Annotated in this window: 9 protein-coding genes and 2 rRNA genes; 1 reads left to right on the top strand and 10 read right to left on the bottom strand. The window is 50.2% G+C overall.

All coding sequences use genetic code 11. From position 1 onward, the window contains the following. Window positions 1–146: 146 nt before the first annotated feature. Genes ABRS97_RS23390 through ABRS97_RS23375 form a run of 4 tightly spaced genes read right to left on the bottom strand, consistent with a single transcriptional unit; the run spans window position 147 to window position 5,284 of the window. Window positions 147–1,154, bottom strand: a complete 1,008-nt coding sequence (locus ABRS97_RS23390) for an ABC transporter ATP-binding protein (RefSeq protein ID WP_367817855.1) — start codon at window positions 1,152–1,154, stop codon at window positions 147–149. Continuing rightward, a complete protein-coding gene (locus ABRS97_RS23385; protein ID WP_367817853.1) occupies window positions 1,151–2,161 on the bottom strand; it encodes an ABC transporter ATP-binding protein in 1,011 nt (336 codons plus the stop codon). The genes ABRS97_RS23390 and ABRS97_RS23385 overlap by 4 nt, the downstream gene beginning before the upstream one ends. A gap of 18 nt (window positions 2,162–2,179) precedes the next feature. Continuing rightward, window positions 2,180–3,592, bottom strand: coding sequence for an amidohydrolase (locus ABRS97_RS23380; protein WP_367817851.1), 1,413 nt, complete (start codon window positions 3,590–3,592; stop codon window positions 2,180–2,182). A gap of 33 nt (window positions 3,593–3,625) precedes the next feature. Beyond that, window positions 3,626–5,284 carry an ABC transporter substrate-binding protein gene (locus ABRS97_RS23375; RefSeq protein ID WP_367817849.1) on the bottom strand — a complete coding sequence of 553 codons (1,659 nt, stop codon included), beginning with the start codon at window positions 5,282–5,284 and terminating at the stop codon, window positions 3,626–3,628. A gap of 705 nt (window positions 5,285–5,989) precedes the next feature. Here ABRS97_RS23375 and ABRS97_RS23370 point away from each other — a divergent pair. Continuing rightward, window positions 5,990–7,342, top strand: a complete 1,353-nt coding sequence (locus ABRS97_RS23370; protein ID WP_367817847.1) for a cytochrome P450 — start codon at window positions 5,990–5,992, stop codon at window positions 7,340–7,342. A gap of 4 nt (window positions 7,343–7,346) precedes the next feature. Here the strand turns inward: ABRS97_RS23370 and ABRS97_RS23365 are convergent, their stop codons facing one another. From ABRS97_RS23365 to ABRS97_RS23340, 6 genes are all read right to left on the bottom strand, one after another. Then, entirely contained in the window at window positions 7,347–7,913 is a 567-nt protein-coding gene (locus tag ABRS97_RS23365; protein ID WP_367817845.1) for a response regulator transcription factor, read from the bottom strand. A gap of 6 nt (window positions 7,914–7,919) precedes the next feature. After that, entirely contained in the window at window positions 7,920–9,407 is a 1,488-nt protein-coding gene (locus ABRS97_RS23360) for an ATP-binding protein (protein WP_367817843.1), read from the bottom strand. A gap of 267 nt (window positions 9,408–9,674) precedes the next feature. Further along, window positions 9,675–10,883: an SEC-C metal-binding domain-containing protein gene (locus ABRS97_RS23355; RefSeq protein WP_367817841.1), complete on the bottom strand. Its 1,209-nt coding sequence runs from the start codon at window positions 10,881–10,883 to the stop codon at window positions 9,675–9,677. Between the two features lie 109 nt (window positions 10,884–10,992). Further along, window positions 10,993–12,060, bottom strand: a complete 1,068-nt coding sequence (locus ABRS97_RS23350; RefSeq protein WP_367817839.1) for an FUSC family protein — start codon at window positions 12,058–12,060, stop codon at window positions 10,993–10,995. A gap of 190 nt (window positions 12,061–12,250) precedes the next feature. After that, window positions 12,251–12,367: ribosomal RNA gene (rrf, locus tag ABRS97_RS23345) — 5S ribosomal RNA — on the bottom strand. Between the two features lie 186 nt (window positions 12,368–12,553). Beyond that, a 23S ribosomal RNA gene (locus tag ABRS97_RS23340) occupies window positions 12,554–12,662 on the bottom strand; the annotation flags it as partial.

The following is a 12,662-nucleotide window of genomic DNA, read 5'->3' as shown; positions in this document are numbered from 1 at the left end:
GCCTTATTTCCTCGTTTGTACCGCATAAAAGCCCAATTCCCCATAAATAACGCACTCACAATCCGCTTAAATCTATTTGAGAACGATATTCACACAATAGCGGATTGGAGTTCCTTCAGAGGACTTGAGAACCAGCGCCGCACCTTCTAGTTGATTGGGAAATGGCAAGCAGCCGCATGGGTGCCGCCTGTCAGCGGCGGTTCCTCCAGCCGGCAGCGCTCCTGCACATAAGGGCAGCGGGTATGAAACCGGCAGCCTTGCGGAGGATTGGCCGGACTTGGCACATCCCCTTGAATAATGATCCGCTTGTTGGAACGCTGCGTCGGATCAGGCGAAGGATAGGCATTCAGCAGAATCCGCGTATAGGGATGCTTAGGATGCCTAAATAATTCATCCTTATCTCCGATTTCAACGATTTTGCCCAGATACATCACCGCGATTCGCGTGCTGATATATTTGACAGCCCCGATGCCGTGAGCGATGAACAAATAGGTCAGATTCAGCTCTTTTTGCAAATCCGCAAGCAAATTCAGAATTTGCGCTTGAATCGAGACATCAAGTGCCGACACCGGTTCGTCGCACACGATCAGCTTGGGCTCAAAGGAAATGGCCCGAGCGATTCCGATACGCTGGCGCTGCCCCCCGGAAAACTCATGCGGATACCTGTTCTTGTAAGCGCGGGGAAGACCGACCATATCCAGCAGCCGGTCCACTCTGCCCTGCACTTCATTGCGCGGAACCAATCGATGCGCAATAAACGGTTCCGCCAAAATATCATTTATCCGTTTGCGCGGATTCAGCGACGAATATGGGTCTTGGAAAATGATTTGCAGCTGTGTTCGGATCGGCTTCAGCTCTTTTTGCGTGAGGCGTGTGATATCCTCGTTCTGAAAAAGGATCCGGCCTTCGGCCGGATCTTCAAGCCGTACGATGGAACGGCCGATCGTCGATTTGCCGCAGCCGGATTCGCCAACGAGCCCGACGGTTTCGCCTTCAAAGATATTCAGGCTAATATCGTCGACTGCTTTGACGTGACCGACCGTGCGCGATAAAATGCCTTTGCGGATCGGGTAATACGTTTTCAACCGATCAATTTCCAGCAAGGGCGATTCCGCCGGAAGACCATGCGGGTTAAGATGAGTTGGAGTCGTCATATTCCAGCCTCCTGAAGCTGAGGAATCGGGGATAACGCCGCTTGCTCTTGCGTGACCCAGCATCTCACCTGATGATCGGTTCCTACGGCCTTTAGCTCGGGCTGTTCCTCGCGGCAGCGATCCGTCGCCAGGGCGCAGCGGCTATGGAAACGGCAGCCCTTGGGCATGTGCTGGATTGAGGGAACTGCCCCGGGAATTGCAGTAAGGCGGTCACCGTCTCCCTCCACTCGCGGAATAGAGCTTAGCAATCCCTGCGTGTAGGGATGCAGCGGTTCACGGAACAGTGTGAACACGTCTGCCTCTTCTACGATTTGACCTGCATACATGACAACGACTTTATCAGCCATCTCGGCAACGACGCCCAGATCATGCGTGATGAGCATGATGGCTGCGCCGCTTTCCTCGCGGAGCTGCTTCATCAGCTCCAGGATTTGCGCTTGAATCGTCACATCGAGCGCTGTCGTTGGCTCGTCTGCGATAAGCAGCTTGGGCTTGCAGGACAGCGCCATCGCAATCATGATCCGCTGGCGCATCCCGCCAGACAACGTATGGGGATATACGTTCATGATCGCTTCAGCCTGGGGAAGGCCAACCTTGCGGAGCATTTCGATCGCATAAGCCTTCGCTGCCTTGCGCGATAGGCTCGTATGCTGCCGGATCATCTCCAGCAGTTGATTTCCGATGGTAAAAACAGGGTTCAAGGAGCTCATCGGCTCCTGGAAAATCATTGAGATGTCTTTTCCTCTCAGACGCCTGAGCTCATCCTCCGACCATGTCGTCAGATCCGATCCGTTGAAGCGGATTTCTCCCTGCTTGATACGACCATGCTGACCGAGGAGTCTCATGACCGACAGCGACGTTACACTTTTGCCGCAACCGGATTCACCGACAATCCCGATCGTTTCACCTGGCTTCAGCTTAAAGCTAATTTCATCGACCGAGGTCACTTCTTCCCTTCCCGTCCAAAAGACGGTTTGCAGCCGGTCAATTTCCAGCAAATACGTCATGTGCGTACACCCCACAGTTTATACGAGAACCGGCGCTTGCACGTCCTTCGGAATGGCCGGCTGATAAGGTTTCCCTTGCGTTTTTTGCAGGAATTCCGCCCGTGCCTGCGACAGCAAAATGCCGCCATCCGTCAGCAGGTCATAGGTCGAAAGCGCCAGCAGCTTGGCTGCGTGATGCATGCCCTTCAGTCCGATAGGCGAGCCGAAAGCCGCCGTCGCCTGCCAGGTATGCACCTGAACGCCAAACGGAGCGCAGGTCGTCGTGATTTGTCCGACTGGCGTAATCCACGACACATCGCCTACATCGGTTGAGCCGCCGCCTGTAATTTTGCCGGTTGGCTTGAAGTCAACGAACGCCGTTGGCAGCAAATCGTCTTCGGAGAGGCCGAGCTCTTGCTGGCGTTTCTTCGCGTACTGTAAGAGGGACGGATCCAGCGTAGCGGCCAAAGAAGCAGCTAGCTCCTGATCTTCTTCCGTAAAGACAAGCGGACCCGCTGCGTCCTTTTGTTCAAAAAGCAGCCCGTTCAGCGTTTCGTTAATATTGAGATCGTAAGCGCCTGCTTTAATTTCCCAGCTGACTTCGGTTTCCGTCATTAACGCTCCGCCCTGGGCGATCTTAATCAATCGTTCCAGCAGCTCGTCGACATGCGCCCGGCTGGCTCCGCGAAGGTAGTACCAGACGCTCGCTTTGTCAGGCACCACATTAGGGGCTTCGCCCCCATTCGTGATCGTGTAATGAATGCGCGAACCGTCAACCACATGCTCACGCAAATAGTTCGCGCCGATATTCGTCAGCTCGACCGCATCCAGTGCGCTGCGCCCCAAGTGAGGAGCTGCGCCCGCATGGGCGGCGCGGCCTTTGAAGTAAAATTCAACCGACGTGAGCGCTGAGGTTGGCACGTTCCACGGAGTATTGGAATTGCCGGGATGCCACGTGAGGGCGGCATCCAAATCATCGAAAACACCGGCGCGGGCCATGAACGTTTTGCCGGACAGCACTTCTTCGGCTGGGCAGCCGTAGTAGCGGATCGTTCCCGGCAAATGCTCCGCATCGATGCGCTGCTTGAGCGCAAGGACGGCTTCGACGCCCGCCGTTCCGAGAAGATTGTGCCCGCAGCCGTGTCCGGGCCCATTCGGCGTAATCGCCTCCCGAATGGGGCTTACCTTCTGCGATAGTCCTGGCAGGGCATCAAATTCGCCCAGGATGCCGATAATCGGCTTGCCGGAGCCGTATTCGGCTACGAAGGCCGTTGGCGCGCCGCCTACACCGGCAACGACAGTAAATCCTGCTTCCTGAAACACAGACTGTTGCAATTGCGAGGCGAATGCTTCCGTATAGGCGACTTCGGGGCGTTCCCAAATTTGCAGCGCATGCTCCTCAAAAGTTCTCTTGTTTTCATCCAGCCATTCGACCAAATGCTTCTTCCCCATGGCATCCACCTCAACCTCATCATTTTAGCTAGCTTATTTTTTCAAATCCCATTGATTAATGTTGTTAAACATACCGATGTCCTTAGGCTTGCCGACAAGCACATTCTTGGAAACAGCGAGCAATCGCTTCTCCGAATAGACAGCGAGCGAAGGCACATCTTCATGCAGAGCTGCTTGCAACTTATTGTAGATGTCGTGGCGTTTGGCCGGATCCGACTCAGTTTCCCCCTTCGTGATGAGCTCATCCACCAGCGGGTTTTTATACTTCAAGAAATTTCCGGAATTGTCGCTTTTGAATAAGGTGAAATACGAGCTCGGTTCGATATAGAAATCACGTGTGAAAATCGTAATGTCGTACTCGCCTTTCTTCACTTTTTGAATCAACGTCGCGAAATCGAACTTCTGCACATCGATTTTTAGGCCGATCGCCGTTAAATTTTGCACTAAAATATCTGCGGCTTGCTCCCGAATCTTATTGCCGACCGGAATAAGGAACGAAATCGGCTTGCTTGTATCCCATTTTGCTTCCTGCAGCAGCTTTTTTGCTTTCTCCGGGTCATACGTGTACTTCGCAATATCTTTGTTATAGTAAGGATGATAGCTCGGAATGCCGCCATCGATGACCTCGCCTTGTCCTTTGAGCAACTGCTCCACAATCAGATTCCGGTTCAGCGCGTAAGCAATCGCCTGACGTACCTTCGGATCGGCAATTTTCTCCGTGTTGAAGAAGATTTCAGGCGGAACGGAGGGGTTCCCTGAGGCCAACTCAACATTTGGAAAGCCTTTAACCTTCTCGTAATCCGTAATCGGAATCAGACCGACAGGCAGGGAATTCAACTGAATTTCGCCAGTTTGCAGCTGCGCTACCAGGTTCGTCGCAGGCAGCACCTTGATGAAAATTTTGTCGAGCTTAGCCACTTCGCGATAGTAGTTCGTGTTTTTAACCACTTCGGCATATTGGCCTTTCGCGAAATTGGCAAATTTGAAAGCGCCAATCGTTACATCCGGCTTTTGGAAATAGGGATGTGTAGCCAGTTGATCCGGCGCCACATCTTTCAAAATGTGCTCCGGCAGGAAGAACACTTTGGTCCCGAAGCGCTCTTTGAAGATGAGCGGATCCACAGGCGTCTTCGTTTTCACTTCAAACGTTTTATCATCCACAATTTTAAGCCCGCTAATTTCCGTCTTCCCTTCATCCAGCTTGCCGGCTGCATTTAATCCCTCGATGAAATTCAGTTTGAAATTGGTCTCAACCTTAGGATTCAGAGCCGTTTTCAGCGTAAACGCCACGTCAGCCGTAGTGAAAGGCTTTCCGTCATTCCATTTGGCTCCCGGATTTAATTTCACGACAAACGTCTGGTTATCTTTCGTTTCCACCGATTGGGCAATTTTCGGCTCGAATTCGAATTTCTCGTTCAAGTCGAGCAGCGAATCATTAATCAGCGCGATAACATTATCGGAGGCTGAGTCGCCCTGATCATTAATTTGGTTTAGTGTTATTGGCGCATTCACAATCCCGACATAGACAGCTTTATCCCCTTGGGGCGCTTCGGAAGCCTTCGCCTTTTCTGTTGCAGCTGGAGCTTGGCTCTGCGAAGCCGTCGGCGCTGAATCCGTTTTTCCGCAAGCGGAAAGGATCAGCATAAGCGCTGTAATTACATAGAGCATCTTGTTGCGAACATGGTGTTTCATTTGAATGTATCCCCCTCTAATTTCAATTAATCCTATAGACTAAGTAAGATATATGCCTTAATTTACCACTGGGCTCTAAAAATTGTCTAATAGATTTATTCAATTAAGTATTGATAATCTCTATACAAAGAGGAGTGGAGTCGTCTTGAGATCGTTCTGCATAGTACTGCCGGGCCGCTTATCCCCCATGCACAGCGATATTGACGGAACTACGATGCCTTATTTCGCGGTAACGTCCCTCTCCTCCCCCCGAGGCGGAACTAGGGTGCGTTAAATGAGTGAAACTATGCTTACAACCCAGCATTTCCTGCTCATAACGCACTGTAGTTCCGCCAAATGTCCCTACAACCGAAAATAACGCCTCTTAACGTACCTACGTTCCGCTCCCCGTGCAAAAAGACGACCTATCGCAGTTTGAGGCGACATTTCAATGCTCCAAACCGCTGTGGCACTTCCGGATCTTCTACGTCCATCATCTCAGATACGCGTACCACCCGATGCATGCGAAATCTCTCAACATTCTAAAAAAAGAACGCCCTGCGGCGTCCTTGGTGTGAAACTTATACTCGCCAACTCGAAAACCTATCCTTACGGATACTAGTCCTTGCATCGACAGCCATGGCATAATGGCGTTGCAGCGAACTCCGGCTTCCTGTAATCATCCCCGTCGGACCTGCACTTACTATGAAGGAGAGGTACTCTATCATGCTGCAAACCAGTCCAACTGAAGCATCGCTCCTGCCCAAAGAAACGATGATTGGCGGATCTTTGAAGACATTCCGCGATGACCCGCTGGATTTCTTCACCCGTCTTCATCGCCAGTTCGGGGCAGTAGCCCAATTCCGTCTCGGCCCACAACGCTTCTACGCGGTATTCGATCCCGAGAAGCTCAAAGAGATTATGATTACGAAAGCCGACGCTTTCATTAAAAGTGCAGCATTCAGCGAAATTAAACGATTTACAGGAGAGGGCCTCGTCATGAGCGAAGGCGATCTTCATAAGCGGCAGCGCCGGATGATGCAGCCGCGTTTTACCAAGAACCATGTGCAGCTGTATGCCGAGCAAATGGCAAAAATCGCTCTCGACAACACAGATCGATGGGAGGATGGTCAATCTCGCGAGTTAACGGATGACCTGTTTGCCATCACGTTTGACATTATTGCCCTAACGATGTTCAGCTTCGATTCCAAAAAACAGCTGGATCAGATCGGCCGCGCCTATGAATCGATTAATCGGATAGCAACGGAAAAAATCCGTTCATTGATCCGCTTGCCACTCCTCATTCCAACCAAACAAAATCGGGAATACACCAACGCCATTGAAACTCTGAACCAGGTCGTTTTCAAAGTGATCGCTGAGCGGCGTGCCAATCCAGACCTTGAACAGCAGGATTTGCTGGGGATCCTCCTATCCGCCGTTGATGAAGTGGATCAAGCCGGGATGTCCGATCAGCAGCTGCGCGATGAGCTCATGGCTGTTTTTCTAGCCGGACACGAAACGACCGCCAATACGCTTGCTTTTGCATTCGACTATATCATGCGGCATCCGGAAGTGGAGACGAAGCTTCTTCAGGAGTGGGGACGTGTCCTTGGCGGACGTGCGCCGAGCGCAGATGATTATAACGATCTCCCCTATACGCAAAATGTCCTGTGGGAAACGCTGCGCCTTCGCCCTGCAGGGTATCTGACAGGACGAACGGCGACGACTGACGTTCACATTGGCGACTTCTTCATGCGCAAAGGTGAAACCGTCATGATCACGCCCTATCCGCTTCATACAAGCGCTGATTATTTTGACGACCCGGAATCGTTTCGGCCGGAAAGGTTCGAGAACGATCTATTGAAAAAGCTTCCCCAGCTTGCTTATTTCCCTTTCGGAGCAGGACCGCGATCCTGTATCGGGAATCATTTTGCAATGCTGGAAATGGTCATCATCCTTAGCACGATAGGTCAACGATTCCGACTTCGGCACGTGCCAGGTCATCACGCCGTCACGCCGGAAGCGATGATCACACTACGCCCCAAGGGTGGTATCCGTGTAATTGCTGAGCACCGTTAACCCATTACTCGGTCAGCATTTTAGTTGCCAACTGCATCCTGGAATTAATACCCAGCTTGGTGTAAACCGCCTGAAGATGCTTTTTGACCGTCACTTCGCTAACGAACAGCTTCCCCGCCACTTCCACATTGGAGAATCCAGCCAAGACTAACTTAGCCACTTCCTGTTCACGCTTCGTTAATTGCTCCATCATCATCGCTTTTCTTACGATTTGTGCTTCCGCAGCGCCAATCTTTTCCTGCTCCGCTTGCTGCCACTTCATGCCCGCTTTATGAAATAAGTCCTCCATGAAGGCGCGTAATTTATCCCCCCGCGTATCAAGCGCATAGGTTGGCGTAGCCGTTTTTCCATCGTAGTTGTAATGCGTTGCGCTTTCTATAATACGGAAGCCGACACCCGGATATACTTTCTCGCTAATTTCCGTATGAAAAGGTGAACAGATGACAACGCCACCGGCGCATAAGTGTTCATAAATCAAATAGATTCCAGCATTGCGGATAGCCGGATTCATCACATCGGAATAATCCATAGCCCCTAAGAACCAACCTGCAGGCTTTTCACGAGGTACCATTAAGCGCTATTTCTCTTCAGGTGTCAGTGTTTTCATGTAAGGTCCGCAAAACGGATGGCTCTCCAGATACGCAAGTGTCCCCGAATGAAGCGGAACGGTAACTGCAAATGCAACCGTGCGCCCCGATTCGTCGCGCAGCAGCTTAATCGATTCAGGATCAAGCCGGAAAAGTGCCTCGACATCCACTTGAGAGGAATTATACCGCACCTCCTCCGGCGTGTATTCAATCCAAAACTGTTTGCCGGTTACGGGGTCAATACCTACACCTGATACCCCCTCCATGCAGTTCTTCCGCCACTCGAGATAAGCAATGGCATCTCCCAGTGAGGATTCCGTCATGGTTTCCCAATAATACGAACCGCGAGGCGTTTCGCTGGTCAGCGCTCTCATGACGTCAACTCCGGCGTAACGAAACAACTCGCCCACTTCCCAGCCCGTTCTGCTGCGGCCGGATAAGGCGATTATCGCTTCGGCGTGATAAGACGCGCTTCGCTCCATTAACCGCTGATACATCTTCGGAGCCCGTTCTTTCAATCGGGCGCTCGTCGATTCCCGCATCAAATCGTGAAGCTGCCAGCCCCGTTCTGATTTGCGTACAAAAGAAAGCTCCGTTAGCCGATCAAACACATCCGGAGGCACTTCCTCCTCCATGACATACGAGAGCTGCTCCTGGTTAAAATGCCGCAGCACAGATACCGCCTCAACCCGCTTTCTCAGCTCTTGATCCGGCACTTCCTTCAACCACAACGCAGCGACTTCCTCGAACCAATCCGCTCCTGTGAATAAGATCGCTCCTTCCTGGTAAGCGTTCGCAGCTGCAGCCAAAGAAAGCGTAAGCGGATGTCCCTGGGTTTGGACCCATACTTGCTCCATCCTGTTCTCCTCATGAATGCCGCATCGCTGTAAATAAAGCATGCTATCCGCCTTTTCCAAATGCTTCATGGGGATTTGCCGCAATCTCTCCCGCCATGCCGGCGACAACAACCAGCCGCCTTTAAGCGGATGTCTGCCTGCCAAGAGCACAATCGAGTTCTCCGGTAACCAAGGGAGTAATCGTTCGCGCAGCCACGCTTCCATATCCGTCATTTCTTCGAACGTATCGAAGGCTAATACAACACGCTGTTCCCGCGCTATTCGCGCAATCGCTTCCAAATATATATCCCTCAGATGGGTCTGAGTCCCCTCCTCCACCCCTGCATCCTTCGTATGCATCTGAAGCTGCAGAAGTAAAGCTTCGCCAATGCCATGCTCCGTATGAACAAAATCGCGGCTGTCCAATAGAATGAAGCATGCGCCAGCTTCCTTCGCCATATCGCGGCATAACCGAAGGAAAGTGGTTTTCCCCACGCCGCCCGTCCCATAGATATGTAAAACATCGGTTCGCCCCTCTTCATTTCGGCCAACCAACAATTGCTTGAAATGCTTCAATTCCTCATCGCGACCAACGATAAAATATCGTTCCCGCTCATCCATGCCGCTTCTTTCAATCGGCAACCCGATCACCTCCGTGCTTTACCTATGGATTCACTATATCAAAAATACGCGCCCAATCTTCCGCTATATTCGTTGATTTCCCGTTACTCTCCTTAACTTGATACTTACCGTATCAGTATATCGGAAGTACCCTTTTCATAAATAGGACTTTTGCCACACTTTAAAATATATTCCATCAAACAGGAAAACAGAAAAGCACCCGCATGTTTATGCAAGTGCCTTCTATCGAAAACGCAGAATACCCACGATTCCGCTTATCGTCTATCTTCACCCGCAGCATTTCTTATGCTTCTTGCCGCTGCCGCACGGACATGGGTCATTTCTGCCTACTTTGGTTCTAGTCGCAAAATCGATAACTTCCCCCTTAGCCCTTGGCTGCTGCGCAGGAACAGCGGGCTTGCTTGCAGAGGACAGCTCGTTTGGCGTATACCCTTTGAGAAACCATTGCCGTGTATGATTATTCAGGGATGTGATCTGATTCATAAATGCCTTCGTCAATTCCAGATCATTGATTTCCAGTGACTGCTGCAGCAACTGCAACAGTTTACCTGGTGATTGCCCCATCCGAATAGCATCCGCGCATTCTTCAACGATAAAATCCGCTTCTCCTCGAGAAATGCTGTAGCACTTGCAGATAAAATCGACAAACGCCTTATGGCTTGCATTTCTATCTACAAAGCCCGGCACGCCCGCTAAGAGAAGCTGATTCTTTGTGAATGGATAGAGGGCTAATTTCGCTCTGAATTCAATCTCACTTTTCACTAGTGCTATATCTGTAATCAAACTATTTGAGAACCCATATACTTCAGGATTTATTTTCCAATAAAACAAAGCAGCATCATAAATGACATCCGCATACTCATTAACATCCACACGCACTCCGGTATACTGCTCCATCAAGCTAATCAAATCTTTAAGATCGAGATACCCATAGTAAAACAACAAACCATGCGTAAGCTTGATCCATTCCGTATTTCTTTTGAGCGTTTCACGGTAAGCCGAATGGTCGATGTCTTGGAACCTCTTGAGAATTTCCTGCGGGATAATTACAGTATGCTTCCCCATGTGCTCCCCTTGGAAGATGAGCCCCTTCGACTCAAAATAGACAAGCTGTTCATAGTCAATTAGCGTATTCGAATAGCCGCCGCGGACGGCGATCTGTTTCATGATTTGAAAACGGGTCTCATCGAATTTCTGAAGAAGAGTGGAAAGCGCCGCAGGAATTGCCTGTTCCAAAGCTTGAATCAACTGCTGCTTATTCAGTGTACTCACGCCGGTTAGATTCAAATCCTTCCGGATTTCCGTCAATTCGCTTTTCGACAGATTAGACAGAGCGGCTGTGAGTGCTAACGGCACATCATACTCAGGCCATATCTTCGCCCCTGCTTTAGTCGTCATTTTCGACTGCTGCTCAACCAACGTTCCCACGCCATCGAGAAGCGCCTTCTGATCTTTTGCGCTCAAGCGCTTATTCATTTCCTTCATCCTTTCCAAAAAAGAAAAAAGTATCCATTGGTCTATTTTACAATTTATTCGGTATTTCCGATAGGACTTGCCACGAATTCCCTTGGCTACCTCGTCTAGATCACTTCAACTTCATGTTCTTTAGCAAAACGTCCAGAGGTTCCTTCTCCTCTGTATCGCCGCGATGAACATGCTCCACAAGCTTATCCAGTCTAGCTATCTGATGGCCGTAATCGTACAGAGCAGCGGCTACAACCGACAACCGCAGCATGTTGGCAGGCCACTCCTGATAACGCTCGATGAGCGTCGTCATGAACCGTTCGTTTTCCTCTTCCATTTCTATACCTTCAGAGCTGTCAGCCTTGAGCTTTTCATCGAATTTCAACAGCACATGCTCGTGAAACTTGATCAACCTCTCTACATGATGATCGAAATAAGCATCAATTTCTGCTGTCCGGGCGGTCTGAAAATAATGCTCCTCCACCGCTTCCAGAGCCTCAAACCCCTTGTTCATGACAAGCAGCTTCTGCTTGTAAATAACGAGATGGCGAATTCGGCTGAACCCCGCTCGCTTGAGCTTCTTCACCTCTTCTTCCATGAGCTTATACTTACCGCCCAAGGCGTGCAAGGCGCTCCGCAGCCCTTCCATCTCTTCCCGAAACACAGTCTCCTTGATCTCATTCGAGATTACCGTCCGCAAAAGAAGCGACATAATTCCAAAAGCGGTCTGTATTTGTGCGGCAAATTGCTCCTTAGGTTTCGGCGGAAAAAAGAGCACATTGATCAAAAAGGCGCAGCCGATGCCAATCAAGCTCAACAGAAATCGATTGACCGCAAACGTCCACTCCGCCGAAGCCTCCATAACCGCTACAACCGTAACCAGCGTCAGCCCAATCGTTTCTTCCATTCTCATCCGTAAACAAATGATAATTACCAGAATACAGACGATGCCGATCGCAATGATATTATTCGAGAAAAATGTGCCCGCCAGTAGCGCTAACGCCGCTCCCAGTATGTTCGTTTGCAGTTGTTCCAAGAAATAGCGCCAAGACCGGTAAATTGAAGGCTGCATCGCAAAGATAGCCGCTACCGCTGCAATGACCGGGGGCGTAAAATTGAGCCAAGCACTAATATATAAAGCCAAAGTAACCGCAATTCCTGTTTTCCATACGCGTGCACCAAAAACCACAAAGTTCCTCCTCAAACTTAAATAACCTGTCCATTCTTATCTTACACACGTGTGTGATTGGATGCAAAAGGAAATGCTGAACGGCTAAAGCACAACTACTTATTCTGACCCTAATACTCGAGAACAATTGCCCCTTGCCGAAAAATAAAAAATCAAAAAACCACCTGCAGGAGCAAGTGGTTCTGATTGTGCTTGGCAACGTTCTACTCTCCCAGAACCCTGCGGTTCAAGTACCATCGACGCTGGAGGGCTTAACGGTCGTGTTCGAGATGGGAACGCGTGGGTCCCCTCCGCCATCATCACCAAACTAAGAGTTTTGCGTAGCAAAACTTACTTCGAAAGCATAAGCTCTCGTCAAAGTGCATGTTGCACCCTGAAAACTAGATACGAAACTTGCGTAAAGTGGGTATTTGTTGAACCAGTTGTTTTCTGGCTCCAATCAAGTATTCGGCAATCGCTTCGTCAGCTTCTGCTTCACTTGCTTGGGATTGTTTTGGTTAAGCCCTCGACCGATTAGTATTCGTCAGCTGCATGCATTGCTGCACTTCCACCTCGAACCTATCAACCTCGTCGTCTACAAGGGGTCTTACATACTGGGAAAT

Origin of the sequence: Paenibacillus tabacirhizosphaerae (assembly GCF_040812395.1) — a bacterium.
In the GTDB taxonomy this organism is placed as follows: domain Bacteria; phylum Bacillota; class Bacilli; order Paenibacillales; family NBRC-103111; genus Paenibacillus_E.
The sequence above is the reverse complement of the archived record's forward strand: the minus strand, read 5'-3'. Positions and strand labels throughout refer to the sequence as shown.

What these genes read in the sequence shown, in the direction of transcription:
- ABRS97_RS23370 (WP_367817847.1), top strand. Translation starts at nt 5,990, where the DNA reads ATGCTGCAAACCAGTCCAACTGAAGCATCGCTCCTGCCCAAAGAAACG.
- ABRS97_RS23385 (WP_367817853.1), bottom strand. Translation starts at nt 2,161, where the DNA reads ATGACGTATTTGCTGGAAATTGACCGGCTGCAAACCGTCTTTTGGACG.
- ABRS97_RS23365 (WP_367817845.1), bottom strand. Translation starts at nt 7,913, where the DNA reads ATGGTACCTCGTGAAAAGCCTGCAGGTTGGTTCTTAGGGGCTATGGAT.
- ABRS97_RS23355 (WP_367817841.1), bottom strand. Translation starts at nt 10,883, where the DNA reads ATGAATAAGCGCTTGAGCGCAAAAGATCAGAAGGCGCTTCTCGATGGC.
- ABRS97_RS23390 (WP_367817855.1), bottom strand. Translation starts at nt 1,154, where the DNA reads ATGACGACTCCAACTCATCTTAACCCGCATGGTCTTCCGGCGGAATCG.
- ABRS97_RS23380 (WP_367817851.1), bottom strand. Translation starts at nt 3,592, where the DNA reads ATGGGGAAGAAGCATTTGGTCGAATGGCTGGATGAAAACAAGAGAACT.
- ABRS97_RS23375 (WP_367817849.1), bottom strand. Translation starts at nt 5,284, where the DNA reads ATGAAACACCATGTTCGCAACAAGATGCTCTATGTAATTACAGCGCTT.